27 protein-coding genes are annotated in these 24970 nt (G+C 34.1%); 22 read left to right on the forward strand and 5 right to left on the reverse strand.

The genetic code is table 11. From position 1 onward, the window contains the following. On the reverse strand, nucleotides 1-223 hold a 223-nt coding region (locus tag BLQ93_RS01220; RefSeq protein ID WP_143338653.1), incomplete at its 3' end, for a phospholipase D-like domain-containing protein. A gap of 136 nt (nucleotides 224-359) precedes the next feature. Here BLQ93_RS01220 and lexA point away from each other — a divergent pair. The 10 genes from lexA to BLQ93_RS01270 all read left to right on the forward strand — a co-directional run bounded on the left by lexA (nucleotide 360) and on the right by BLQ93_RS01270 (nucleotide 9198). Continuing rightward, on the forward strand, nucleotides 360-935 hold the full coding sequence (lexA, locus tag BLQ93_RS01225; RefSeq protein WP_092127613.1) for a transcriptional repressor LexA: 576 nt from the start codon (nucleotides 360-362) through the stop codon (nucleotides 933-935). Then, the gene (locus BLQ93_RS01230; RefSeq protein ID WP_092127615.1) at nucleotides 913-2157 is read left to right on the forward strand and encodes a DNA polymerase IV; all 1245 of its coding nucleotides are present in this window, start codon (nucleotides 913-915) and stop codon (nucleotides 2155-2157) included. The genes lexA and BLQ93_RS01230 overlap by 23 nt, the downstream gene beginning before the upstream one ends. A 1227-nt stretch (nucleotides 2158-3384) precedes the next feature. Next, nucleotides 3385-4473: a bifunctional diaminohydroxyphosphoribosylaminopyrimidine deaminase/5-amino-6-(5-phosphoribosylamino)uracil reductase RibD gene (gene ribD, locus BLQ93_RS01235; protein ID WP_092127617.1), complete on the forward strand. Its 1089-nt coding sequence runs from the start codon at nucleotides 3385-3387 to the stop codon at nucleotides 4471-4473. Continuing rightward, nucleotides 4473-5075, forward strand: coding sequence for a riboflavin synthase (locus BLQ93_RS01240; RefSeq protein WP_092127619.1), 603 nt, complete (start codon nucleotides 4473-4475; stop codon nucleotides 5073-5075). Before ribD ends, BLQ93_RS01240 begins: the two co-directional genes overlap by 1 nt. 137 nt (nucleotides 5076-5212) lie before the next feature. Then, a complete protein-coding gene (locus BLQ93_RS01245) occupies nucleotides 5213-6361 on the forward strand; it encodes a bifunctional 3,4-dihydroxy-2-butanone-4-phosphate synthase/GTP cyclohydrolase II (protein WP_051438209.1) in 1149 nt (382 codons plus the stop codon). A gap of 10 nt (nucleotides 6362-6371) precedes the next feature. Beyond that, the gene (ribH, locus tag BLQ93_RS01250; protein ID WP_025392749.1) at nucleotides 6372-6830 is read left to right on the forward strand and encodes a 6,7-dimethyl-8-ribityllumazine synthase; all 459 of its coding nucleotides are present in this window, start codon (nucleotides 6372-6374) and stop codon (nucleotides 6828-6830) included. A gap of 6 nt (nucleotides 6831-6836) precedes the next feature. Next, nucleotides 6837-7229 (forward strand): transcription antitermination factor NusB, encoded by a 393-nt coding sequence (gene nusB, locus BLQ93_RS01255; protein WP_092127621.1) that lies wholly within the window; start codon nucleotides 6837-6839, stop codon nucleotides 7227-7229. Continuing rightward, on the forward strand, nucleotides 7219-7932 hold the full coding sequence (gene pyrF / locus BLQ93_RS01260; RefSeq protein ID WP_092127623.1) for an orotidine-5'-phosphate decarboxylase: 714 nt from the start codon (nucleotides 7219-7221) through the stop codon (nucleotides 7930-7932). The genes nusB and pyrF overlap by 11 nt, the downstream gene beginning before the upstream one ends. Further along, nucleotides 7933-8505, forward strand: coding sequence for an orotate phosphoribosyltransferase (gene pyrE, locus BLQ93_RS01265; RefSeq protein ID WP_092127625.1), 573 nt, complete (start codon nucleotides 7933-7935; stop codon nucleotides 8503-8505). A gap of 12 nt (nucleotides 8506-8517) precedes the next feature. After that, nucleotides 8518-9198 (forward strand): metal-dependent hydrolase, encoded by a 681-nt coding sequence (locus tag BLQ93_RS01270; RefSeq protein ID WP_025392745.1) that lies wholly within the window; start codon nucleotides 8518-8520, stop codon nucleotides 9196-9198. Between the two features lie 33 nt (nucleotides 9199-9231). On the opposite strand, the gene uppP is transcribed toward BLQ93_RS01270, so the two are convergent. Beyond that, entirely contained in the window at nucleotides 9232-9993 is a 762-nt protein-coding gene (gene uppP / locus BLQ93_RS01275) for an undecaprenyl-diphosphatase UppP (RefSeq protein WP_025392744.1), read from the reverse strand. A 131-nt stretch (nucleotides 9994-10124) separates the two neighbouring features. Here uppP and BLQ93_RS01280 point away from each other — a divergent pair, with 131 nt between their 5' ends. The 3 genes from BLQ93_RS01280 to BLQ93_RS01290 are packed head-to-tail and all read left to right on the forward strand — an operon-like array spanning nucleotide 10125 to nucleotide 11722. Next, entirely contained in the window at nucleotides 10125-10607 is a 483-nt protein-coding gene (locus BLQ93_RS01280; protein ID WP_159427461.1) for a hypothetical protein, read from the forward strand. A gap of 35 nt (nucleotides 10608-10642) precedes the next feature. Next, nucleotides 10643-11080 carry an FKBP-type peptidyl-prolyl cis-trans isomerase gene (locus tag BLQ93_RS01285; protein WP_025392742.1) on the forward strand — a complete coding sequence of 146 codons (438 nt, stop codon included), beginning with the start codon at nucleotides 10643-10645 and terminating at the stop codon, nucleotides 11078-11080. Nucleotides 11081-11086: 6 nt separating this feature from the next. Then, on the forward strand, nucleotides 11087-11722 hold the full coding sequence (locus BLQ93_RS01290) for a PAB0415 family putative ATP pyrophosphatase (RefSeq protein ID WP_092127629.1): 636 nt from the start codon (nucleotides 11087-11089) through the stop codon (nucleotides 11720-11722). Between the two features lie 2 nt (nucleotides 11723-11724). Here BLQ93_RS01290 and BLQ93_RS01295 read toward each other — a convergent pair whose 3' ends face one another. The 3 genes from BLQ93_RS01295 to BLQ93_RS01305 are packed head-to-tail and all read right to left on the reverse strand — an operon-like array spanning nucleotide 11725 to nucleotide 13596. Then, nucleotides 11725-12222: a DUF2148 domain-containing protein gene (locus tag BLQ93_RS01295; RefSeq protein ID WP_092127631.1), complete on the reverse strand. Its 498-nt coding sequence runs from the start codon at nucleotides 12220-12222 to the stop codon at nucleotides 11725-11727. A 31-nt stretch (nucleotides 12223-12253) separates the two neighbouring features. Beyond that, nucleotides 12254-12445: a putative motility protein gene (locus tag BLQ93_RS01300; protein WP_025392739.1), complete on the reverse strand. Its 192-nt coding sequence runs from the start codon at nucleotides 12443-12445 to the stop codon at nucleotides 12254-12256. Nucleotides 12446-12456: 11 nt separating this feature from the next. Further along, entirely contained in the window at nucleotides 12457-13596 is a 1140-nt protein-coding gene (locus BLQ93_RS01305) for an iron-containing alcohol dehydrogenase (RefSeq protein ID WP_092127633.1), read from the reverse strand. Nucleotides 13597-13752: 156 nt separating this feature from the next. Between BLQ93_RS01305 and ilvD the strand changes: the two genes are divergently transcribed. From ilvD to BLQ93_RS01350, 9 genes are read left to right on the forward strand one after another with little or no spacing between them, the layout of a single operon-like run. Then, nucleotides 13753-15414, forward strand: a complete 1662-nt coding sequence (ilvD, locus tag BLQ93_RS01310) for a dihydroxy-acid dehydratase (protein ID WP_092127635.1) — start codon at nucleotides 13753-13755, stop codon at nucleotides 15412-15414. Nucleotides 15415-15417: 3 nt separating this feature from the next. Then, nucleotides 15418-17862 (forward strand): leucine--tRNA ligase, encoded by a 2445-nt coding sequence (leuS, locus tag BLQ93_RS01315; protein ID WP_092127637.1) that lies wholly within the window; start codon nucleotides 15418-15420, stop codon nucleotides 17860-17862. Continuing rightward, complete coding sequence (lptE, locus tag BLQ93_RS01320; RefSeq protein WP_025392735.1) at nucleotides 17859-18392, forward strand: LPS assembly lipoprotein LptE; 534 nt, start codon at nucleotides 17859-17861, stop codon at nucleotides 18390-18392. The genes leuS and lptE overlap by 4 nt, the downstream gene beginning before the upstream one ends. Beyond that, entirely contained in the window at nucleotides 18392-19822 is a 1431-nt protein-coding gene (locus tag BLQ93_RS01325; protein WP_092127639.1) for an ArnT family glycosyltransferase, read from the forward strand. The genes lptE and BLQ93_RS01325 overlap by 1 nt, the downstream gene beginning before the upstream one ends. Before the next feature lie 15 nt (nucleotides 19823-19837). Next, nucleotides 19838-20632 carry a sulfide-dependent adenosine diphosphate thiazole synthase gene (locus BLQ93_RS01330; protein ID WP_092127640.1) on the forward strand — a complete coding sequence of 265 codons (795 nt, stop codon included), beginning with the start codon at nucleotides 19838-19840 and terminating at the stop codon, nucleotides 20630-20632. After that, complete coding sequence (locus BLQ93_RS01335; protein ID WP_092127642.1) at nucleotides 20629-22029, forward strand: phosphomannomutase/phosphoglucomutase; 1401 nt, start codon at nucleotides 20629-20631, stop codon at nucleotides 22027-22029. The genes BLQ93_RS01330 and BLQ93_RS01335 overlap by 4 nt, the downstream gene beginning before the upstream one ends. Next, the gene (locus BLQ93_RS01340; protein ID WP_025392731.1) at nucleotides 22030-22881 is read left to right on the forward strand and encodes a cytochrome b N-terminal domain-containing protein; all 852 of its coding nucleotides are present in this window, start codon (nucleotides 22030-22032) and stop codon (nucleotides 22879-22881) included. Continuing rightward, nucleotides 22878-24656, forward strand: coding sequence for a hypothetical protein (locus tag BLQ93_RS01345; protein ID WP_092127643.1), 1779 nt, complete (start codon nucleotides 22878-22880; stop codon nucleotides 24654-24656). Before BLQ93_RS01340 ends, BLQ93_RS01345 begins: the two co-directional genes overlap by 4 nt. Before the next feature lie 41 nt (nucleotides 24657-24697). Beyond that, on the forward strand, nucleotides 24698-24907 hold the full coding sequence (locus tag BLQ93_RS01350) for a PLDc N-terminal domain-containing protein (RefSeq protein WP_025392729.1): 210 nt from the start codon (nucleotides 24698-24700) through the stop codon (nucleotides 24905-24907). Nucleotides 24908-24970: the final 63 nt, after the last annotated feature.

Here is a 24970-nt window from a genome sequence, read left to right on the forward strand (position 1 = left end):
CTTTTATTAAATTGTAAGTTTCGCTTGATGTGCCAATGCCTATTAAAATTCTTATTTTCTCAGTTTCATTGAGTGATTTATACAATGCATAAAAACCACTTGTATAAAAGTAACCCACAAGACAATCAAAATATTTTGCATCTTTTATCAGTACTTTAAAGCGATCAAGTAGACTTTGATTATTTTCATTTGTAATAAATGTAAGGTCGCTTGAAGATTGCATAAAACCTCTGGTTTTTTTGTTAATTAAAACACACAAATGGCAAAATGTAAAGAAAGATTTGATTTGCACAGTATAAATTTGCGGTAAAAATTAAAAATATCTTGATAGTGAACGATTGTTCACTATAATACATTGTATGGAGTTTGATTACTTGCTACAAAAGCGCTATGGACAGATTGTAGAGTTTTATAGGTTAAATAATAGGATGCCTACCTACAAAGAAATGAGCGTTTTATTTAATGTTAAATCAAAAAATGCAGTTTTTAAAACTATAGCAAAATTAGAACACTTAGGCCTTGTTAAAAAAGAAGAGCGCCATATTACGCTAAAGCCTATTAGTATAAAACTGCTTGGAAACATAGAAGCAGGTTTTCCAAGCCCGGCAGAAGAAGAGCTTTTAGATACTATATCTATAGACAGATTGCTTGTGAAGAACCCAAATTCTTCTTTCTTGCTCAAAGTTAGCGGAGACTCAATGATTGAAGCAGGCATTATGCCAGGAGACTTTGTAATTGTGGATAGGTCCATTGAGCCCAAAGAAGGCGATATAGTAATTGCATGCGTTGACAATAACTGGACTATGAAGTATTTATCAAAAGAAAATGGCTCATATATCCTGATTGCTGCAAACAAAAATTACAAGCCTATAAAGCCAAAAAGTGAGCTTACTATAGCAGGGGTGGTGGTGGGTGTTGCAAGAAAATACAGGTAAAGTAATCTGCACTCACACATGGAGTAGCGCTATAGCCCACATAGATGCAGATGCATTTTTTGTTGCCTGTGAGCAAGCTTTAAATCCATCGCTTAAAGGTAAGTGTGTGGCAGTTGGCAAAGAGCGAGGAATTATTACTGCTTTAAGCTATGAAGCAAAGCAAAAAGGCATAAAAAGGGGAATGAGGCTAAATCAGGCAAAAAATATCTGCAGGGATTTGATCGTGCTTGAATCTCACTATGAAACTTATAGTTTGTTTTCTGTCAGGATGTTTGAAATACTAAAGCGCTTTTCCCCGCTTATAGAAGAATATTCAATAGATGAAGCCTTTGTTGACTTAACAGGATTAAGGAGGCTGCATTCAAAAACATATAAAGAAATTGCGCTAAGTATTCAAAGCACCATAAAGCAAGAGCTAAATATAAGCGTATCGATTGGCATTAGCCTTACAAAGACACTCGCAAAGCTAGCCTCAAAGCTCAAAAAACCATACGGTATAACTCTAATCCCAGGAAACCAGATACATATTTTTTTAAAAGATACTCCCATAGAAGATGTTTGGGGTATAGGGCCAAATACGGCAAGCCTTTTAAAAAAACTAAATATACGCACAGCTTTAGAGTTTGTAGAAAAGGACGAAAACTTTTTAAAAAGATACCTCTCAAAGCCCTACATTCAAACCTACAATGAGTTAAAGGGCATACAAAGCATAGAATTTATTCCAAAGCTTCCAAACAAATCTATAAGCAAAGCCCAGAGTTTTGCACCATCAAACAAAGAAAGTTTTATTTTTTCAGAGCTTGTAAAAAACCTGGAACTTGCCTCTTACAAGGCAAGAAGGCATGGGCTTTTTGCCAAAAAACTTACTGTGTTTTTAAAGACGAGCGATTTCCAGGTATCTTTTATAAAAGTTGCTTTATCCATTCCTACAAATCTTCCTATAATGCTTACCAACACGCTAAAAGAAGCATTTAATAAAATATACACGCAAGGTTTGTTTTATAGGCAAACAGGTATAGTATTATCTGATCTCACAGAAAAAACCCAGCAGGATCTTTTTGAAGACACAGTAAAAATTGAAAAAATAGAGCGCATCTATAAAGCTTTGGATAAAATAAACTCTCGCTTTGGTAACAATACAGTGTGTCTTGCTTCAAGTCTGGCTTCAAAACAAAACAAAAAACAGCACCTAAATTTACCATTTATTGATATAAAAATATAAAAATTTTATAAATAGTTTTTTGTTATTTTAAAGCGTATTTTGTGTCATTCTGAAGCGTAAGCGAAGAATCTGTATTTGGTATTTTTTAAGCAATGGGATTCTTCGAAAGCTAACGCTTTCTCAGAATGACGAGAAAAGGAGTGTCATTCGAAAAGCTTTCAGCGAAAACCTATTCTTTACTTTTTTAATGTTTGTGTCATTCTAAGCGCTAGCGAAGAATCTACTCACTTTTTTTAATGTTTATGAGATCCTTCGGGCTTTACGCGCCTTCAGGATGACGAAAAAATTATAACTTCCATTCAAAATAGGAAAGACAAGCAAGCTTTATATTGATAACAAAGCCAATAACTAGCTTTGCGCAAAAACGCCCGTAATTCCCTTCAAAGCGGGAAAGAATGCAACGGGGAAATTTTTTTTCGGGTAGGTTGTATCTTGTTGATACGATCTAGTCGTAATTCCCTTCAAAACGGGAAAGAATGCAACAAGGAAGAGAATAAAAAACAAGATTGCAGAAAGTATACAGTCGTAATTCCCTTCAAAACGGGAAAGAATGCAACAAGAATTTCAATCAACCGTTAAACGATTGGAATGTATCTAATGTGTCGTAATTCCCTTCAAAACGGGAAAGAATGCAACCAGCCACCTTTTATAAAGGTTATGATAACAGCATTCTTAAATTTGATACTTTTATATTAGACATAACGATTCTTTTGTTTTAAAAACATTTTTGTTGCATTCAAATTTGTAGGGGATAGCGCCTATTTTCTTTTAAAAGAGCTTGGTTATTGACAGACTTTTTGACAAATCTAAATCCAATATTGCTTACTGTCAAACCGCTAATTTTACTAATACAATAATCTTTTTAAATTGTCAAGTAAAAAAATCATGTAATAAAAATGTTATGTACAAGGATTAATCGGGTGATTAATGGTATATATTTTTAATAGTTTTATAGATCCTTCGGGCTTTGCGCCCTCAGGATGACACCCAAACGGTCATTCTGAGGTCACGTAAGTGACTGAAGAATCTCACAAGTAGATCCTTCGCTTACGCTCAGGATGACTAACTTCGCTACGCTTCAGGATGACTAACTTCGCTTACGCTTCAGGATGGCATTCATTGGCTATGAGTGTTATTTATAAAATTCTTAAAGACTCTGTGAATATATAAAAAACCATACTTTTGTAAAATTTGACAAAGTTTTGATAGTTTAGTATTTTCTAATCTATGGACAAAGATGAGTTGTTCATGAAAAAAGCTATAGAGCTTGCAAAAAAAGGCTTATATAAAACTTGCCCAAATCCTGCTGTTGGCGCTGTTATCGTAAAAGATGGTAAGATCATTGGAAAAGGTTATCACAAAAAAGCTGGGACCGATCATGCAGAAGTGGTTGCCATAAAAAGCGTAAAAGATAAAACCATGCTTGATGGTGCTACGATGTATGTTACGCTTGAGCCTTGCAATCATTATGGCAAAACACCACCATGCTCTATTGCTATATTAAATTCTAATATAAAGCGCGTTGTTATTGGTATGTTAGATGTAAATAAAACTGCAAGTGGTGGTGCTGAATTTTTAAAATCTCATGGCATAGAGGTTGTAAGCGGCATACTTGAAAAAGAATGTCGTGATTTAAATAAAATATTTATTACCAACATTACAAAACAAAGACCTTTTTATGCAATGAAAGCCGCAATGCTCTTAAACGGATGTATTTCCATCAAAGGCGGTGTGTCAAAATATATAACTTCCACAAAATCACTTGAGTATGTGCATAGGCTAAGAAGTAGATACAATGGCGTTTTAGTAGGTATAAACACAGTTTTAATGGATGATCCGCTTTTAAACTGCAGGTTAAAGCGCTGCGGGCAACCAAAGCGCATTGTGCTTGATGCCTTTTTAAAAATACCGCTTTCTGCAAGAATATTCGGTTTTGAGCCTCAAAATATATATATAGCAACAACTGTTTCAAGTGATTCAAATAAAAAATCCATACTAAAATCTATGGGTGTAAATATTTTGGAGTGCGCTTCAACGTCTGATGGTATAGATTTGATTGATTTATCAAAAAAATTACTTGAAAAAGATATTTGCAGTGTTTTGGTTGAAGGTGGGTCTCGCATTCATGGATCATTTTTGAATGCAAATCTATATGATAAAGTACACTTATTTTATGCGCCAAAAATTACTGGTTCATATGGTGCTTTTAATGTAATTGGCTCTCAAGCAGCATCAGATTTTTCTGAAGTAAAAAATTTGAAAAGTTACAATTGCAAAAAAATTGGCGATGATATAATTATTGAAGGCTATTTTTAATGTTTACAGGCATTGTAGAAGAAGTTGGTAAAGTTAAATCAATAAGAGAAAAAAGCGGTGGTTTAAGTCTATTCATAGAAGCAACACATGTTTTGGATGATTTAAAAATGGGTGATTCTATTGCTGTAAACGGAGCCTGTCTGACATGTACAAAACTTGAACATAAAGGTTTTTGGGCTGATGTATCAAAAGAAACATTGGATAAAACAAACTTAAAATATGCAAGTGTTGGTGAGTATTTAAATCTGGAGAGGGCTTTAAAGCTTTCAGATAGGCTATCTGGTCACATTGTACTTGGCCATGTGGATTGTACGGCAAATCTATTATCAATAAAAAACACAGGAGAATTTTACATTTTAAGAGTTCAATTGCCAAAAGATATAAATAACTATGTAATTTTAAAAGGTTCTGTATGTGTTGATGGCATGAGTCTTACCGTTTCTAATTTAACAGAAAATTATTTTGAGGTGGCAGTGATTCCACATACATTTGAGAATACAACATTGAAATTTAGAAAACCAGCATATAAATTAAACATTGAGGCTGATTATTTTGGAAAATTTATAGAAAAGTATCTTAAGAATTTAAAAGAGGTGAAATGATTATGGAAACAAAAACTGATGTTTTTGATACAACGCTTAAATCTCTCAAATACGAAGACAACAAAAATCTTCCAGCAAGCTTAAAAAGTGCATTTTGTACCACACAGGAAGCAATAGAAGAAATAAAATCAGGCAGGATGATAATCCTTGTGGACGATGAAGACAGAGAAAACGAAGGCGATTTAGTCATAGCTGCCCAATTTGCTACGCCTGAAGCTATAAATTTTATGGCAAAATATGCGCGTGGTCTTATTTGTTTTCCTGCCGAAAAACAAATTTTGGATAGATTGGGTCTGGACTTGATGGTAGAAAGCGAAGATCCATTCAGGACAGCTTTTACTGTTTCAATTGATGCAAAACATGGTACCACTACAGGTATTTCTGCAGCGGATAGATCGCTTACAATACAAACAGCAATAAAGCCAGATGCAAAACCAGAAGATTTTGTTAAGCCCGGTCATGTATTTCCGCTTATTGCAAAAAAAGGCGGTGTATTGGTAAGGGCAGGCCACACAGAAGGTAGCGTGGATTTAGCCAAAATGGCAGGTCTGATCCCGGCTGCTGTGATTTGTGAGATTATGAATGAAGATGGCACTATGGCACGTACTGAGCAGTTAATTGAGTTTGCAAAACAGCATAATATTAAAATTGCTACAATTGCAGACATTATCGAATATAGGATGCGCACAGAAAAACTCATAAAAAGGCAGGCAAGTGCACATCTGCCTACAAAATATGGAGATTTTGAAATTATTGTTTATACTAATTCTATAGATAATTATGAGCATGTGGCTCTCGTAAAAGGTCACATAAGTCCCGATGAACCTGTGCTTGTTAGGGTTCATTCTTCATGCTTAACTGGCGATATTTTGGGATCTTTAAGATGTGATTGCGGTGACCAATTGCATACTGCTATGAAAATGGTAGAAAAAGCAGGTAAAGGCGTAGTGCTATACATGCAGCAAGAAGGCAGAGGTATAGGTTTATCAAACAAAATTAAAGCCTATAAGCTTCAAGATGAAGGATACGATACAGTTGAAGCAAATGAAAAGTTAGGTTTTAAAGCGGACTTGAGAAACTATGGCATAGGCGCGCAAATGCTTGTAGATTTAGGTGTTAGAAAAATGAGGCTTATGACTAATAACCCTAAAAAAATCGTAGCTTTAAAAGGCTATGGTCTGGAAGTAGTAGAAAGAGTGCCGATAGAAATTGAGCCAAATGATGTTAATAAATGCTACCTGTCTGTTAAAAAAACTAAAATGGGACACATGTTAAATAAAGTTTAGGGAGTTATGTATGAATTATGTTGAAGGTTTGCTTAGTGCAAAAAATAAAAAAATAGCAATCATAGTTAGTAGGTTTAATAGTTTTATATCTGATAAATTGCTTGAGGGTGCAATTGATGCAATTTTGCGTGAAGGCGGAAGCAAGGACAATTTAACTATTTATAAAGTGCCAGGTGCATTTGAAATACCTATTTTGTTATCAAAAATTGTAGAAAAAGATTTTGATGGTATATTATGCCTTGGCGCAATTATTAGAGGAGCTACGCCTCATTTTGATTTTATTGCACAGGAGACTACAAAAGGCATAGCTCAAATAGCTCAAAAAGCCAAAATGCCAATATCTTACGGTGTGTTGACAACAGACACAATCGATCAGGCAATTGAGCGCGCTGGCACAAAAATGGGCAATAAAGGTTTTGATGCAGCACTTGCTTTGCTTGAGATGATTAATCTTTTTGAAGCAATATAATAAATTATGTCAAGGCGGACAATAAGAAGCGAAGCAATGAAATTCTTATATGCAAAAACGCTCAATGATTCATTTGCATTCTCTGATTTTTTGTGTAATTTAACAAAAATTAAAAAAGACTTGGAAAAAGAAGAGCTAGGTATGCTTGTAGATGGTATATTGAAAGTTGAAGAAAAACTTGAAGAATGCATAAAAAATTGTTCAAAAGAGTATGAAAAACTCAATCAGCTTGATAAAAGCATACTCAAAGTTGGAGCATTTGAGTTATTATACACCAATTTGCCAAAAAGCATTGTTATAAACGAAGCTGTAGAAATTGCAAAAGAATTCGGTGATGATGTATCTAAAGCCATTGTAAACGCAATACTTGACTGCATAGGAGAAAAATATGAAAGATAGGCTGATTGTAGCTTTGGATGTTGATACATTTGAAGATGCATGTATGATTGTTGATGAGCTTAGCGATGAAGTTTCTATTTACAAAATAGGGCTTGCACCGTTTATCGGGTATGGTTTTAAGATTATTGATTATTTAAAATCAAAAGATAAAAAGTTTTTTTTAGATTTAAAATTTTTTGATATACCAAACACAGTTGAGCTGGCTGTTTATCAGGCTTGTGCAATGGGCGCATCCATGCTTACGTTACATACAATAGGTGCAAAATCAATGATAGAAGCAGCTATTTCTGGAAAAAAGCGCTATGAAGATAAATTTGGAAAATCCGGTGCAATGCTTCTTGGTGTTACAATTTTGACAAGTATGGATCAAGAAAGTCTAACAAATGGTATGTTTATAGAAAAGCCTATTGAAGAGGCAATTTTTGGTTTGGCTAAAAATGCTTATGAAGTTGGCCTTAGAGGTTTTGTTGCTTCGCCTTTTGAGGCTAAACTTTTAAAAGATAAGCTTGGTGATGATATCGTGGTAGTTACACCTGGCATCAGGATGGATAACTCAAAAGATGACCAAAAACGCGCAAGCACACCAAGGTTTGCCATAGAAAACAAAGCAGACTATATAGTGGTTGGAAGACCAATTATAAAAGCCAAAAACCCAAAACAGGCAGCCATTGCTTGTATTAAAAATATGAAAGGAGAAGATTAAATGTTAACACAAGAAGAAGCCTTAGATATCTACAAAAAATGTGGTGCTTATCTAGAAGGTCACTTTAAGCTGACAAGTGGTTTGCATAGCAAATATTATTTGCAATCTGCACTTGTGCTTCAATATCCAGATTATGCAGAAAAACTATGCTCATCTATTGCAGAGCATTTTAAAGACGCCAAAATAGATGTCGTTATTGGTCCTGCTATGGGGGCAATTTTGGTTTCATATGAAGTTGCGCGACATCTTGGCGCTCGAAGTGTTTTTGCAGAACGCGTTGATAATGTACTAACACTAAAGCGCAATTTTTTTATAGAAAAGAATGAAAGGGTATTAGTTGTAGAAGATGTTGTTACAACTGGGAAAAGCGTTTATGAAACTATTGAAGTTACGAAACAGTACTCTAACAATATAGTTGGTATAGGTGCGCTTGTTGATAGAGGCGGAGGATTTAAGACAGAACTAGATTACTTTCCGCTAATAAGGCTCAATATTGTAAATTACGAGCCTGAAAATTGTCCTTTGTGTAAAGAAAATATACCACTTGTAAAGCCAGGCAGCAGAAAAATATAAAGGAGGTGCTTTATGCAACTTACCTATTTAGGCCATGCGGCAGTTATGGCAAAAGGAAGCGTTTCTATCATTATTGACCCTTTTTTAACAGGTAATCCGCAGGCAACTATTAAACCAGGCGATGTGAAAGTAGACTACATTTTACTTACACACGGTCATGGAGATCACATAGGAGATGCACTTGAAATTGCAAAAGCAAATTCAGCTACAATTATTGCGCCATTTGAGCTTGCAATGTATTGTCAATCAAAAGGTGCCGCAAAAGTCCATCCCATGCACATAGGTGGTGCGCATAGGTTTAGCGATTCATTTTGGGTAAAGCTTACAATAGCACATCATGGTAGCAGTGTAATAGAGGGAGATAAAATAATCTATACAGGAAACCCATGTGGTTATGTTGTTGAACTTGATGGTAAAAAATTTTATCATTCAGGCGATACGGGCTTGTTTTTGGATATGCAATTAATTGGCGAAAATGGTCTTGATCTTGCGATTTTACCCATTGGCGACAATTTTACAATGGGAATAACAGATGCTGCAAAAGCAGTTGAGTTTTTAAAGCCAAAGAAAGTGCTTCCTATACACTATAACACATGGGATATAATTAAAGCAGACCCGCAGGAATTTAAGAATGCTGTGAAGTTTCCATGTGAAGTAGTAATTTTAAAACCAAACGAAACTCTAAATCTGTAGAAATTTTGGCTACTCTTTTTGGGTAGCCAATTCTTAAGCAAACACCAAATAAGCAATGCCCACTATAATCCTGTAAAAACCAAAAGCCATTAGATTGTTTGTTGAAATAAAGCGCAAAAAAGTTTTGACACTAATGATTGCAAATATCAAGGCAGTCACAAAACTTACGCCCATAGCCAAAAAGTCACTATGTGAAATTTGAGCATGATCTTTTAATAATGCGTATGAACCAGCACTTAGAATCGTTGGAATCGCAAGTAAAAATGAAAATTCCACAGATGTTTTTCTGTCCATACCAAGCAAAATACCGCCTACAATAGTTGCCCCAGACCTCGATACGCCAGGTATAAAGGCAAGGGCCTGGATAAAGCCAAGCAAAATAGCTTTTTTTGTGCTAAGATCATCTATTTTGTAAATAGTAGGTTTCTTTTTGGATAATTCAATAGCTATAATTATAATGCCGCCTATAATTAGAGAAATTACGGTAATTTTATCATTGTACAATAAATAGTGTTTTACAGGTTTGTATACGATCAATCCTAAAATACCTGTAGGTATAAATGCATAAATTACCTTTTTTAGTGTTTTTATATCCACTAAAAGTCTTTTTGCGTAAAGAATGAGCACAGCAAAAACAGCGCCAAGCTGCATAACAATTTCATATATTTTAATAAAATCACTTGAAGGTATGCCCAGTAACTTGCCAACCAGAGTGAGGTTTCCAGCAGCAGACACAGGCAGAAATTCCAATACGCCTTCTACAATACCCAAAACAATGGCATGAAAAATACTCATAACGCTAAGGATTTTACATATCGTTTTGTGATTTGTCAATTTTATTTTTGCACTTGACTTTTTTGCAAAGATTAAATATACTAAAATGAAAAGGAGGTTATCTCTTGGAATCAAAAAAGATATGTTATATTGTGATTTTAATATTAATACTATGTATTGTAGGTGTGTATTTTTATGGCTCTATTAAGCTAAATTCATTTAAAAAAGCACAAGAGCTGGCATTTTCAAACAAAATTGCCCAGATGAATGCTAATTTTGAAGCTTCACAAAAAGCAAAAACCGATTCACTTATGAAAAGTGTAGCTGTACCCCTTAGTTATTTTGTAAAAAATGCTATTGAGTCAAACAATAATCAGATAATTAATGAATGCTTTAATGAGCTTGTAAGACAAAAAGGTTTCAAAGACATTAACTTGGTAAGAGATGGTAAGATAACTGTTGGTACAAATAAGAAATTTGAAGGTGAAAAATTTGACAAAATTTACCCGGAAGACTTTGCAAAGTACAAAGAAATTACCATAAAGCAACTTCAACCCGGTTTGTCTTATCTTATAGTGCCCATCATGAGTACAAACTCTCAGTTGGGTTTTGTAGTTATAACATTTGGTGAGTGATTTTCTAAATAAATTTTTATATTTCGAGGTGTTTCATGGCTATTGCGCAAAAAGGCGACAAGGTATTAGTACATTATGTAGGAAAATTAGATGATGGTAGTGTTTTTGACTCATCTATTGAATCAAGCCCTTTGGAGTTTATAATAGGTGATGGGACTATAATACCGGGTTTTGAAGAAGCAGTTATTGGCTTAGAAGAAGGGCAAAAAAAATCATTTACACTAAAACCTGAAGAAGCTTACGGGCCATACTACAATGAGCGTGTTATTGTAATTAACAAATCTCAACTACCTCCAGACCTAGATCCTCAAATTGGAGATAGACTTCAAGGTCAACAGCCCGATGGCAGTGTAGTGCTATTTAGTGTAATTGACAAAAACGAAGAAGAGCTAACACTTGACGGTAATCATCCTTTGGCTGGTAAAAACCTTAATTTTGAAATTGAACTTGTAAAAGTAGAAGCAGCATCTTAATTAAATTTGAAAGCTATATCATTTTTTTCAGGTGGCAAAGACGGTCTCTTTGCCACTTATTTAGCTCAAAAAAACGATATTTATGTCAAGTATTTTTTGCTGCTAAAGACTACAGTAGGTTTATCTGTTCATTATGAAAACTTAAATGCTCTAAAACTTTTAGCGAAATCATGCAAAAAAGAACTTTTAATATTTGATATGAAAAATGGTCAGGAACAATTTGTAGAATTTTTAAAAGCACTTGATATTGATATGATTATAAGTGGAGATATTTACTTGGAGTCTCATTACGATTGGCTAAGAGAACTTGCTAAAAGATCAAACAAAGAGTTTTTAGAACCACTGTGGAAACAAGACAGTAAAATTTTAGTCAAGAAAATGCTGGATTGCGGATTTAAATACAGTATAATTGCTTGCGATAAATTTAAGCTTGATAAAAAATATTTAGGATACACTTTTGAAACAGAAGACGATTTATATAGATTTTTAAACGAAAATCCGCACATTGATCTAGCAGGCGAAGCTGGTGAATTTCATACAATCGTTACGTCATGTCCTTTGTATGATAGAAGTTTTAAATTAAAAACTGATTTTATAAAAGATTCTGAAAAATATTACTATTTACAGTGTAGTTTAGAATAAATTCAATATTTTCTATCAAAAAATATGCTTTTTGAGCTGACATACAAAGGTACACCGTAAACTGCAACAGCACCTTTTATAACACCGGTTTCAATGGCAGCTTTTCCAAGTGATAGCATTATTCTATTGTCGATGCCCAAAATACTTGCAAGTTTAACTAAAGAACCAAGCGCAATACCACAATCGGTTATGGTTAATGCGCAAAAGGCACCGTTTTTTTTGCACAAATCACAGGTTTCAAACCCACAAAAACCGCAATTATAGTTGTGGTAATAGTCTTTTGCGCCTACAAATATTATTTGTTTTATGTTTTGACATGTAATTGAATCTCTTTTATAAAAGCTAAAATTAGTACGCTCAGAAATTTTTACCATTGCATCAAGTATGAGTTTAATTTTCTCATTATCAGTTAAATTAACAACAATTACATCATCTTTGCCACCAGCTTTTGGCGCAGTTATAGCACTATTAATTAAAAGCTCAACACTACAATCAAGCATTTTTATATATCCATTTATAAACTAGCTTTTACTATACCCTTTTGTCAAACAAACTCCCTATTACGTTGGATTTTGGCACTGTGTCGTTTTTTTGAATTTGAGTATTTAGCTTGTCTTGGGCATTTTGCTGCATTTTCAACAGGTTGCTTACCTGAGTTTTATTTGCATCAATGGCTTTTTTTAAAACATCTATGCCTATTTGAGTATTTGCATTTACCTCCATACTTTGCCTCCTTACAATGCAAATTTTAAAATACTCGCGATTTTTTCTGTACTGTAATCATTTAGACCCCATTTTTTAGCAAGAGAAATAGCATTTTGTGCAATAGCTTCAATGTCAGCTTCGGATAGATTAACATCTTTTAGTTTTGTTGGTGCTCCAATTGCTTTAAAATAGATTTCCAGTTCTTCTATTGCTTTATCCGGCGATTTTACGCCAAAGACCTCTTTACCAAAATGCTCAAGTCTATTGTTTAAAGTGTCTTTATTATACTTAAGCCAGGCAGGAAAAACAATAGATAGGCTTTGACCATGAGCTATATCAAAAAGCGCAGATAAAGAGTGGCCAATCATGTGATTTGGAAATGCGTATTCACCAATACCTGCTGTGGTTAAGCCGTTTAAAGCAAGTGTGGCAGACCACATGAAATTTGCCCTTGCGTCATAGTTTGCCGGTTCTTTTAAGATTTCTTTTGTTGATGAAATAATTGTTTTTACAAGTGTTTCAACAAAACCATCCTGAATTGGTGTATTTGGATATTTTTTTGTAAAATAGCCTTCAAGTAAATGTACAATAGCATCAACACTGCCATTTGCCACCTGGTCTTTTGGTACCGTGTATGTATTTATTGGGTCCAGTATGGAAACCTTTGGAAACAAACAATCGCTTCTTATATTAAATTTTTGCTTTGTTTTTTCATTTGTTATAACAGCGCCTGAGTTCATCTCCGAAGCAGTAGCTGCAAGTGTTAAAACTGTATAAATGGGCAAAGCTTGTTTGATTTGGGCTTTATCAATGAAAAAATCCCAAACATCACCATAGTAATAAAAACCTGCTGCTATAGCTTTTGCACTATCTATCACGCTACCACCACCAACGGCCAATATAGCTTCCACCTGCTCTTTTTTAGCAAATTCAATTGCTTCATAAACAAATGAAAGCACCGGGTTAGGTTTTATGCCTGATTTTTCAACAAATGATACGTTATATTTATTTAGCGATTCTACAACTTTATCGTATATTCCATTTTTCTTTATACTCCCACCACCATACAATAATAAGCATTTTTTATCTTTTATATACTTACCTATTTTTTTAGTTTGATCTTCGCCAAAAACAATCTGTGTTGGATTGTAGAAAATAAATCCTTTCATTTGCACCCCCTTGACTTGCTAGTAAGTAAAGCAATCACATTACTAAAATATACTAACACTCTTATAAGTCAAGTATTTAAAACCTATATTATTTGACACAAAGATTTTTTAAGTTATAATTTTAACAAAATTGTATTTTTTGAAGGAGTTGAAAGTATGCGAAGAAGCGATATTATGTTAAAGGGACCAGAAAGGGCACCACATAGATCTTTGTTTAAAGCAGATGGCTTTACCGATGAAGAACTTTCAAGGCCAATTATTGCTATTGCCAATTCTTCAAACGATATAGTGCCTGGTCATGTGCACCTAAAAACGCTTGTTGAAGCTGTTAAAGCAGGTATTTATATGGCAGGTGGAACACCTATTGAATTTAACACCATAGGTGTAGATGACGGTATTGCAATGGGTCATTTAGGGATGCACTATTCTTTGCCATCAAGGGAAAATATTGCAGATGCTGTAGAAATTATGGTAAATGCACATCCAGTTGATGGACTTGTGATACTTCCTGCATGTGATAAAATTGTACCTGGCATGATGATGGCAGCAGCCAGGGTTAATATACCAACAATTATGATATCCGGTGGTCCAATGCTTGCCGGTAAATACCAGGGTAAAGATATAGATTTGGCGCAGGCTTTTGAAGCTGTAGGAAAATACATTTCTGGTAGCATAAACGAAGAAGAGTTATTAGAAATAGAAAATATAGCATGTCCTTCATGTGGGTCTTGTTCTGGTATGTATTCTGCAAATTCTATAAATTGCTTAAGCGAGGCTTTAGGTTTGAGTTTGCCTGGAAACGGTACAATACCTGCTGTGTATGCAGCACGTGTAAGACTTGCAAAGCTTGCAGGTGCTAAGATTGTTGAACTAGTGGAAAAAAATATAAAACCAAGGGATATAATAACAATTGATAGTATAAAAAATGCCATTGCAGTTGATATGGCAATGGGATGTTCTACAAACACTGTGCTTCATTTGCTTGCCATTGCTCAAGAAGCAAATATAGAGCTTTCTCTTGATATATTCAATGAAATAAGCGATAAAACACCCGATTTGTGTTCATTTAGTCCAGTTGGGCCATACCACTTAGAAGATCTTGACAATGCAGGTGGTGTGATGGCTATTATGAGTAGACTTGATAGCATTGGTTTAATAAAAAGAGACTGCATTACTGTAACAGGCGCTACAATTTATGACTCCTACAAAAACGCAAAGGTTAAAAATAATAATATTATTAGACCAGTTGATAAGCCTTATTATCCAAAAGGAGGATTATCAATACTAAAAGGTAACCTGGCACCATTTGGTGCAGTACTAAAGCAATCTGGCGTATCTGCAAAAATGGACCATTTTGTCGGGAAAGCCAGAGTCTTTGATAGTGAAGAAGAAGCAACAAAGGCAATATTTAACAAACAGATCAAAGAAGGCGATTGTGTTGTTATTCGATATGAAGGTCCAGCGGGTGGTCCAGGCATGAAAGAAATGCTTCAGCCAACAAGCGCAATAGCAGGCATGGGTCTTGATACAAAAGTAGCTTTAATTACTGATGGCAGGTTTTCCGGTGCAACAAGAGGTTTATCTATAGGCCATATATCACCTGAAGCTGCAAAAGGGGGACTTATTGGTTTAGTAGAAGAAGGTGATCTAATAGAAATTAATGTACCAGAAAAAACAATTAATTTGCTTGTGGATGAAAAAGTAATTGAAGAAAGGAAAAAACATTTTAAGCCAAAGCCACCCAAAATTACAACGGGTTATTTGGCCCGTTATGCAAGGCTTGTTCAAGATGCACATTTAGGAGCAGTGTTGAGGTAGCTTATGGAAAAGTATAATCCAAGTGTTATTGAAAAAAAATGGCAGGAAATCTGGGATAAGTTAAACTTAAATAAAGCTGTAGATTTTGATGAAAAACCAAAATACTATTGTTTGGAAATGTTCCCCTACCCATCTGGTAAAATTCATATGGGACATGTTAGAAATTATACAATTGGCGATGTTATAGCTCGTTTTAAGCGTTATACAGGCTACAACGTATTGCACCCAATAGGCTTTGATGCATTTGGTTTGCCTGCAGAAAACGCAGCAATTAATGCAAAGATTCATCCTGCAAAATGGACTTACGCAAATATGGATTATATGCTCAGTCAATTGCAAAAACTTGGCTTTTCTTATGATAAAGACAGAATAATTGCTACATGTGATCCAAAATACTATAAATGGGAACAAAAGATATTTATAGAAATGTTTAAACGCGGTATGGCATATAGAAAGGAATCAGAAGTTAATTTCTGTCCACACTGTCAGACTGTGCTTGCAAACGAGCAGGTAGAAGATGGCAAATGTTGGAGATGCGATAGCGAAGTTGTTAAAAAAACTATCTTTAGCTGGTATTTTAAAATTACAGATTATGCAGATGAATTGTTAGAAGATATTAAATTATTAGAACAAGGATGGCCAAGTAGGGTTTTAAGCCAACAGATAAATTGGATAGGAAAAAGTGAAGGTGCTTTTATCAAATTCAAGTTTGAAAAATCAGATGAGTACTTAGAAGTTTTTACAACAAGACCCGATACATTGTTTGGTGTAACATTCGTTAGTATATCGCCAAAACACCCAAAGGTAAAAGAGATTGTAAAGGACAAAAATATATTGGATTATGTTGAAAAAATGATAGTTGATCTGGACATAAAAAAAGATTACGATAAAGAAAAAGACGGCATATATAGCGGTATTAATTTAGTTAATCCTGCTAATGGTGAAATTGTGCCACTTTATATTGCTAATTTTGTTTTAATGGAGTATGGTACAGGCGTTGTAATGGGTGTGCCAGCGCACGATCAAAGGGATTTTGAGTTTGCAACTAAATTTAACATACCAAAAAAGATTGTAATTTACCGCGAAGATTTAAGCAAAGATGTAACAACCTGGAAAAGCAGCTTTGTTGATAGTGGATTTCTTGTAAATTCAGGAGAGTTTAATGGTTTGCAAAATGAATTGGCTAAAGAAAAAATTGTTGAACACCTTGCGAGTAAGAACCTAGCAAGAAAAGCTTATCAATACAAATTAAGGGATTGGAACGTGTCTCGTCAGCGCTATTGGGGTGCTCCAATTCCAATTATTTATTGTCCAAATTGCGGTGTAGTAACAGAAAGCATAGAAAATTTACCTGTTGAGTTACCCGAAAATGTAGAGATAACAGGTTTTGGTGGTTCACCATTGGCAAAAGTAGAGAGTTTTGTAAATACTACCTGTCCAATATGCGGTGCAAAAGCAAAAAGAGAAACAGATACTTTTGATACATTTGTAGAATCAAGCTGGTATTTCTTGAGGTATTGTTCTCCTGATTACGATAAAGATATATTTGACAAACAAAAAGTTAAATACTGGATGGATGTGGATCAATACATTGGCGGCATTGAACATGCGGTAATGCATTTACTATATGCAAGGTATTTTACAAAAGTGTTGAGGGATCTTGGCTATGTTGAGTCAAGTGAGCCATTTAAGCGCTTGTTAACACAAGGAATGGTTATAAAAGATGGCGCTAAAATGAGTAAATCCAAAGGCAATGTGGTGGATCCAGACGATATTGTAAACACTTACGGTGCAGATACTGCCAGGTTATTTATCCTGTTTGCAGCACCTGTAGATAAAGATTTAGAATGGTCTGATGAAGGCATTGAAGGCTCATTTAGATTTTTAAATAGGCTTTATAGGCTTATTGCAAATTATGCTTTCAAAGTCAAAGATGCACCTTTGCAAGGTACACTGACGCCTCGCATTAAAGAGCTTCTCTATGAGATAAACTCTTGCGTGCAAAAAGTCACAAACGATATTGAAAACTATCATTTTAACACAGCAATTGCTAAATTGATGGAATTTGTAAACTTTTTATATAGTTTTAACCCTGAAGAAGATGAACTTGGCTACTTCAAGGAAGCACTTGAAAAATTAACCATAATGGCTAGCCCTTTTGTGCCACATTTAGCTTGCGAGCTTTGGGAAATGTTGGGTCATAGTGAAATTGTATTTTCTCAAAGCTGGCCTAAAGTTGAGCTTGAATATGCAACCAAAGATACAGTTAAAATTGCAATTACGATAAATGGAAAACTCAGAGATACAGTTGAAACCACTAAAGATGCAGACCAAAAAGAAGTTGAAAAGCTTGCGCTAAACTCAGAAAAAGTAAAAAAACACCTTGAAGGCAAAGAAATCAAAAAGTATGTGTATGTTAAAAACAAGATCCTAAACATTATTGTATGAAAAAAGCTACTTTGGAAATAAAAAACTTTTTCAAAATAATATTTTTAATTGTTATTCCGTTTATTTTAGCTTCGTGTGGCTATCGTGCAGCCACACACTCATCAGTAATTGATAGTATAAAAACTGTATATGTTGAAACACCAAAGAATTCTACATCAAATCCAGATATTGCTCTATATTTAAAAAAATCCATAATTAATGAATTAATTGCACATAATATAAAGGTTGTAGATCAAAAACTACATGCACAGGGTTATTTGGAAACAGATATAACAAGTTATTCGGTTGATCCATCTCTTTTTAATAGCGAAGGGTTGCCTATAGTTTATAGATGCATGATAACAATAAGTTTGACACTAAAAGACAGAGACGGAAAAGCTTTGATTTTGAATAAATTATTGACAAGTTTCGCAGATTTTAAAGCAAACAATAGAGAAATTGCACTTCAAATAGCAAAAAACTCTGTGCAACAAAAGGTTTTGGATCAACTTGCAGTATTAGTTAGAGAAGATTTATTTATTAATTTTTAATGCCCAAACAAGTATTGGCCGTTTTTTTTGCACTTTATCTAATAGCAAATCTTTTTAATTTAGGTAAGCTGGATTTTAGTTATAAAGAAGCTAAAAATGCTATAATAAGTTTGCAGATGAACAAAAGTGGCAATTATAAATGGCAAACAGTACTGGGTAAGCCTTACTTCAAAAAACCTCCACTTGGTGCTTACTATACAAGCATATTGTTTAAAATATTTGGTGAAAATCAATGGCAAGCAAGATTTGGTCAGTTTGTCTTTGTAATTTTAACTGCACTTTTGCCATTTATTTTAAAAAATGAGTTTGAAGGTATAGATCCATTTTACTTTGCATCTATTTATTTAACCACTGTAATTGTGCTATTATCAGTCAATACTTACTCTTTGTATCCAAGCGCTGTATTTTTTTTGTTTATGGCTTTGATAAAAGTATATTTCAGACAAAAAAATTTTGAAGTATGGCTAGTATTGGCTTTTTTAACATTGGGCTTAAGTGCGATTTTTTTGTTTTATGTTATTTTGCTTTGCTTAGCTGTCTTAGAAAAAAATAAAGAACTAATAAGCATAAAAGAACATCTGGTAGCTCTTATTTTAATATTATTTTTAAGCCTTTTTGGTATAGCTTTGTATGGTTTAAATATAAATAGTATTCACTACCTTGTGGGTTCGTTTTTTTTGGGTTTTTTAGAATCTTTTGATTTTAAAAATTATATGGGGCATTTGATTTCTTTTCCATTTATAGCATTTTTTTTGCTTTTACCATGGTCAATTTTTATTAAAAATTTCTTTAGAAAATACGATACCAGGCTTTACAGGTTTGCATTAAATGGAAGTATTGCAGTATTTTTTTTAATGTGGATTTTGCCATTTGAGAATTATTTAATTCTGGTGCCTTTTTTTGCAAGTTTGGCATCATTTTATAAAGTAAATATAGATAGTTTTTATCTTAAATTAGTTGCTATTTTTACAATTATTCTAATTAGCGGTGCAATTTTATTTGGCTATTTATTTGCTAAAGGATCAAACTATTTAATCTTGCTAATTTTTAGCGTTTTTGTGGTTGTATTTTTATACCAACTATCCAAAAAATATGCGCTAGAGCAATACATGTATATTGTTGTATTTATGATTTGTGCAAAGGCAGCTTATAGTATGGTATATGTACCCTATAAGGCTAGCTATATGCCTGATGTGTCGGTTTATGGTAAAAAGATAGCAAGCATAATTTTGAAAAATAAAGCAAAATATGTTATGAGTAATAATGTGCATTTAGATTTATTGTATTATGTTGAAAAAGAATCAAATTTGCCAATATACATACCACAAAAATCAAAAGGTGTGCTTATAACGCAAAACAAAGAAGTGCTTAAAAAAGTCTATGGCAGTGAATTTAGTCCATATGGAGTGTTTTATGTGGGAGAATATTAGATAGGAGGATAGATTATGGCATTGGATGAAAGAATTATTTCTAAGGCGATTATTGAGCGCTACAGTCAAAAATTATTATCACAGCTTGATTGCGATTGTGTTATTGTTGGCGGTGGTCCTGCAGGGTTAATTTGCGGTTATGAGCTTGCAAAAAACGGCCTTAAAGTTACACTATTTGATAAAAGATTATCTGTAGGTGGCGGTATGTGGGGTGGTGCAATGATGTTTAATGAGATAGTTGTCCAGGAAGATGGAAAAGCTATACTTGATGAGTTTGATATAAAAACAGTTTTATATGAGCCAAACTACTATACAGCAGACTCTATAGAAGCTATTTCAACACTCATATCAAAAACAGTTAAAGCTGGCGTAAAAATATTTAATGGTATAGAAATAGAAGATGTAGTGCTAAAAAAAGTTGATGGGCAATACAGGGTAGGTGGCGTTGTAATAAACTGGACAACCGTTAATATGGCGAGTTTGCCAGTTGACCCCATAGTTGTTAGCGCAAGCTTTACAGTAGATGCCACGGGCCACGATGCACATTTAGCTCAAACACTTGTTAGAAAAGCTGGTGTAAAGCTAAATACAGATTCAGGCGGTGTGCCTGGTGAAAAACCCATGTGGGCAGATGTTGGAGAACAAGATACAGTTAACCATACAAAAGAAATATACAATGGTCTTTATGTGTGCGGTATGGCTGCAAATGCTTGCTCTGGTGCTCACAGAATGGGTCCTATATTTGGCGGTATGCTAAACTCTGGTAAAAAATGCGCTTCTTTAATATTGGAAAAGTGGGGCAAAAAATGATAGTTGACGATAGTATTTTTAGAGAATATGACATAAGAGGGATAGTGGGTGAAAATTTAGATGAGCAGTTTGCTTGCACACTTGGGCAGGCATTTGCAGCGCATCTAAAAAAAGCTTTTAAAAAAGAAGACTTAACAGTTAGTATTGGTTATGATGCAAGGCTTAGCTCAAAAAAATTATTTAATGCTTTGTGCTATGGGCTTAATTACAGGGGAGTAAAAGTTATAGATATAGGCCTTGTTGCTACGCCTGTTGCGTATTTTTCGCTGTTTAATTTGCATGTTGATGGCGGTATAATGATAACTGCCTCCCACAACCCACCCCAGTATAATGGTTTTAAGCTAAGTGTTGGCAAAAATACTATTTTTGGTGAAGAAATTCAAACTATAAAAGAAATTATGAAATCTACAGATGTAATTGAAATTGGAAAGCCCGAATTTAGCACATACGATATAATAAAAGATTATACAACATACATGTTGAACCAATTTAGACAATTAAAAGAATTGCCAAATAAGCCGAAAGTTGTGTTAGATGCAGGTAATGGTACAGGTGGTTTTATAGCTTACCCCATACTTAAAGAATTGGATTTTGATGTTATTGGCCTTTTTATTGAACCAGACGGTACATTTCCAAACCACCATCCAGATCCAACTGTTGAGGAAAATCTTAAAGAACTTAAAAAAACATTAAAAGATAATTCTTTTGATATTGGCATTGGCTTTGATGGAGATGCTGATAGAATAGGTGTTATATTAAAAAATGAAGAAACTATGTATGGAGACCAACTATTGTTGCTTTTTGCCCAGCATATTTTAAAAGAACACAAAGGCGCAACAATTATTGGCGAAGTTAAATGTTCTCAAGTGTTATATGACAAAATTGAGCAAGCAGGTGGAAAAGCTATTATGTGGAAAGCAGGCCACTCTTTAATTAAAGCAAAAATGAAAGAAGAAAAAGCTTTGCTTGGCGGTGAAATGAGTGGGCATATATTTTTTGCCGATAGGTATTTTGGTTATGATGATGCTATATATGTTTCATTGAGATTGCTTGAAATTTTGGCAAAAGAGCGCATAGATTTACAAAAGTGGAAAAATGATTTGCCAAAAACATTTAATACGCCAGAAATCAGAATAGACTGCCCAGAAGAGAAAAAAGTATTAGTTACAAAAGAAATTGAAGATTACTATATAAAAAACAAAGAAAAATATGCTATAACAAATATAATAACAATTGATGGTATAAGATTCAATACAAAAAACGGCTGGGGGCTTGTGCGCTCAAGCAATACGCAACCTGCACTTGTACTACGATTTGAAGCAAATAGTCCAGAAAATTTAGAAAAACTAAAAAATGATACGCTAGATATAGTTAAAAGGACAATTGATTCCGTTTAAATGTTCAAAAAACAGGATTTTACATATTATATTGGCTGGCTTACGCTGGCCTTTTTAGGTATATCAATAATATCTGGTGTAATGCTGCTTTATAGGTATGATCCCACAACATTTGAAACAGCACAGAATAGTATGTTTTTGATTGAAGATGCCTATAGGTATGGATGGTTGATTCGCTCAGCTCACTTTTATTCAAGTGAGCTTTTTTTTATTTTTCTACTTATTCATACGATATGGCATGTGCAAATAGATGATTATGTAGGCAAAAAGTATGTATATTGGTTTGCTTTGGCTGCAATACTTGTAGTTTCTTTTTTTGAAATGTTTACTGGCTTTGTGCTGAGAGCAAACAATGAAAGTGATTCTGCTTCGCTTATTATGCAGCATATTATTTTATCTGTGCCTTTTTTTGGTCAGTACATTGCCAGCTTATTTTACTCTCAGCAGTATCCTTCTTTGTACTTTTATTTTTACCATATTAGTATATTACCTATTATACTTATCTTACTTAATTATTACCATATAAAGCGCATGTTTACAAACTTTGAAAATACACTGATAGCTTTTTTTGTAACAGTTTTACTAAGTGCTCTGCTACCTATCAGTGCTCCTTTTGATATAGTATCAAGTGCAAAACGACCAATTATATGGGGTCCGTGGTTTTTTTGGCCAATACAGGAAAGCTTGATATATATAGCTCCTTTTATTGCGGGTATAATACTTCCTTTTTTTGGTTTACTGTCTTTTGCTTTATTGCCAACTCAAAAAGGCCATATCTTGAAGCGTTTATTTTTATTTGGTTTTGTTTTGTATTTTATTATGATTTTTTATATAATGATTTTTAGACAATGAAAAAAACAATAGTAATACTTGTTGTGTTAACTATAGCGATTTTATTTATAGCAGTGTACAGGCAAAGTCAAAAACCACATGTAAATCCTCAAAAGGAATCCTGCTTTGTATGCCATAAAGATATTCATATGGATAAGGCTCACCCGGTTGACCAGATAGGATGCGTTGTGTGCCATGGCGGCAATCCTTATACAACAAATGAAGCCCAAGCACACAAAGGTTTGATTAAAAACCCAGCAGATTTAAGGTATGCTGCCCAAACCTGCGGTAAGTGTCATAAAGAGCAGGTTGAGGAAGTAGAAACTTCACTTATGGCAACAAATAGGGGAATAATTTCTGCAGTTTTACATAAATTTGGCTACACGGATAATCTTTCAAGTGATGTTACTGTTAAAGATTTATACGAAGGAAAATTTAAAGAAAATAAAGCTATTCAATATTATGAAAAAAACTGTGGAGCCTGTCATTTATATAAACCCTACGGTCAGGGTCCTACAAAAGAAATACAAGAGCGTGGTGGAGGCTGTCTTGATTGCCATGCTAAGTGGGTTAAAGGAAATCCTCATGTAGAGCTAACCATGCATATAAGCGATGCAACATGCGTAAAGTGCCATAACAGATCAGGTAGAATTGGTTTATCGTACTTTGGTCACTATGAAACAGAAGAATATGGCACACCATTTATGGATGGTGGTCCATCACATTATAATATTTTAGGTAACCCAGATAGGTATTATTTAGATTTGCCAGGCGATGTTCATTATACTAAAGCACATATGAGTTGTATTGATTGCCATACAATGTCTGATACAATGGGTCTTGGTCTTCACTACAAAAACATGACACAACAGGTAGGAATTACCTGTAAAGACTGCCATGAACCTCATTTTGTACAAGTGCCTCCAAATTCATTGGCTTTGAAATTAGCTTTTCTTAATGGTAAAGTGCCATTAAAAGCAGGTGATTATGCAGCTTTAGAGGAACGCACAGGTCAGATAATTTACAATGTTCAAAAGATTAACGGCAAAGCTATATTTTTTAGTAAAGAAACAGGCAAAGCAATACCGATTCCGCTTGTAAATAATAAACCCTATCATACATTTGCTGGGCATAAAAATTTATCATGCCAAGCTTGTCATTCTGCATGGGCGCCACAGTGCTATGGTTGCCATATTGTCAATTTTGAAGGTCTAAAACAACTTAATTGGATAAAGTACAAAGACACACCTGGTGCTTATGCTGAGCTAAATAGCTATGTGCGTTTTGAAACACCTCAGCTGGCATTTGACCCGCATGGGAAAGTTATGCCAGTTGAACCTGGTTGCCAGGATTTTATCACTATTTTTAATAAAGACTTTAAATTTGTTAAACAAATTAAGGGTTTAAGTGTAGCTACAATAGATCCACACACAACACAATTACAATCTAGAAGTTGTGAAGATTGTCATCATAATCCTAGTACAATGGGCTTTGGGACGGGTAATTTGAGCTTTAATCCATATACTAAACAGTTTAAATTTACGCCTACATGTGATGCAAAAGCAAGTGGTTTAGGCGATGTACCGCTTGATATGATAGTCAACGAGCATGGCAGGCAAATGCAAAGTTTTCCTGTAAAAGGTGAAAGAGCTTTTAATAAAGATGAGCTTGTAAAAATTTATGAAGTTGGTCAGTGTGTTGTTTGTCATAAAAGCTACAATGACCCTATATATCGTGATTTTTCAAAAAGTTACAAATTATTTTTAGAACACAAAACACCTTGCAATAAGCGATAAATTTTATTACAATTTTTTTAAATTTACTTAGTGGAGTTGATATGGGATTATTTGAAGGTTTTTTTGTTATGGGTTTATTATCGTTAATTGCAGTTGCATTGTGGCTTTTTGCTTTAATAGATATACTAAAAAGCGATTTTAAAGATGGATTAACCAAAGTTATATGGCTTGTTCTTGTTATCGTTTTGCCATTTTTGGGATCAATTTTGTATTTTTTTATTGGTAGAAACCAAAAGCTAAAAAATGATTAATTTTTCTTTGACAAATCAATATAAACTCATTAAACTATGAAAAGTTTATCCAATAAAGGGAGG

The organism is Desulfurella multipotens, from assembly GCF_900101285.1.
Lineage (GTDB): Bacteria > Campylobacterota_A > Desulfurellia > Desulfurellales > Desulfurellaceae > Desulfurella > Desulfurella acetivorans.

Excerpts from the sequence above, each read along its gene's own strand:
- BLQ93_RS01305 (WP_092127633.1), bottom strand. The coding sequence starts at position 13,596 with ATGAAAGGATTTATTTTCTACAATCCAACACAGATTGTTTTTGGCGAA.
- BLQ93_RS01340 (WP_025392731.1), top strand. The coding sequence starts at position 22,030 with ATGTTCAAAAAACAGGATTTTACATATTATATTGGCTGGCTTACGCTG.
- pyrE (WP_092127625.1), top strand. The coding sequence starts at position 7,933 with ATGTTAACACAAGAAGAAGCCTTAGATATCTACAAAAAATGTGGTGCT.
- BLQ93_RS01335 (WP_092127642.1), top strand. The coding sequence starts at position 20,629 with ATGATAGTTGACGATAGTATTTTTAGAGAATATGACATAAGAGGGATA.
- ilvD (WP_092127635.1), top strand. The coding sequence starts at position 13,753 with ATGCGAAGAAGCGATATTATGTTAAAGGGACCAGAAAGGGCACCACAT.
- lexA (WP_092127613.1), top strand. The coding sequence starts at position 360 with ATGGAGTTTGATTACTTGCTACAAAAGCGCTATGGACAGATTGTAGAG.
- BLQ93_RS01295 (WP_092127631.1), bottom strand. The coding sequence starts at position 12,222 with ATGCTTGATTGTAGTGTTGAGCTTTTAATTAATAGTGCTATAACTGCG.
- pyrF (WP_092127623.1), top strand. The coding sequence starts at position 7,219 with ATGAAAGATAGGCTGATTGTAGCTTTGGATGTTGATACATTTGAAGAT.
- BLQ93_RS01270 (WP_025392745.1), top strand. The coding sequence starts at position 8,518 with ATGCAACTTACCTATTTAGGCCATGCGGCAGTTATGGCAAAAGGAAGC.
- lptE (WP_025392735.1), top strand. The coding sequence starts at position 17,859 with ATGAAAAAAGCTACTTTGGAAATAAAAAACTTTTTCAAAATAATATTT.
- BLQ93_RS01240 (WP_092127619.1), top strand. The coding sequence starts at position 4,473 with ATGTTTACAGGCATTGTAGAAGAAGTTGGTAAAGTTAAATCAATAAGA.
- uppP (WP_025392744.1), bottom strand. The coding sequence starts at position 9,993 with ATGAGTATTTTTCATGCCATTGTTTTGGGTATTGTAGAAGGCGTATTG.
- BLQ93_RS01285 (WP_025392742.1), top strand. The coding sequence starts at position 10,643 with ATGGCTATTGCGCAAAAAGGCGACAAGGTATTAGTACATTATGTAGGA.
- BLQ93_RS01245 (WP_051438209.1), top strand. The coding sequence starts at position 5,213 with ATGATAATCCTTGTGGACGATGAAGACAGAGAAAACGAAGGCGATTTA.
- BLQ93_RS01300 (WP_025392739.1), bottom strand. The coding sequence starts at position 12,445 with ATGGAGGTAAATGCAAATACTCAAATAGGCATAGATGTTTTAAAAAAA.
- ribD (WP_092127617.1), top strand. The coding sequence starts at position 3,385 with ATGGACAAAGATGAGTTGTTCATGAAAAAAGCTATAGAGCTTGCAAAA.
- ribH (WP_025392749.1), top strand. The coding sequence starts at position 6,372 with ATGAATTATGTTGAAGGTTTGCTTAGTGCAAAAAATAAAAAAATAGCA.
- nusB (WP_092127621.1), top strand. The coding sequence starts at position 6,837 with ATGTCAAGGCGGACAATAAGAAGCGAAGCAATGAAATTCTTATATGCA.
- BLQ93_RS01350 (WP_025392729.1), top strand. The coding sequence starts at position 24,698 with ATGGGATTATTTGAAGGTTTTTTTGTTATGGGTTTATTATCGTTAATT.
- leuS (WP_092127637.1), top strand. The coding sequence starts at position 15,418 with ATGGAAAAGTATAATCCAAGTGTTATTGAAAAAAAATGGCAGGAAATC.
- BLQ93_RS01330 (WP_092127640.1), top strand. The coding sequence starts at position 19,838 with ATGGCATTGGATGAAAGAATTATTTCTAAGGCGATTATTGAGCGCTAC.
- BLQ93_RS01345 (WP_092127643.1), top strand. The coding sequence starts at position 22,878 with ATGAAAAAAACAATAGTAATACTTGTTGTGTTAACTATAGCGATTTTA.
- BLQ93_RS01325 (WP_092127639.1), top strand. The coding sequence starts at position 18,392 with ATGCCCAAACAAGTATTGGCCGTTTTTTTTGCACTTTATCTAATAGCA.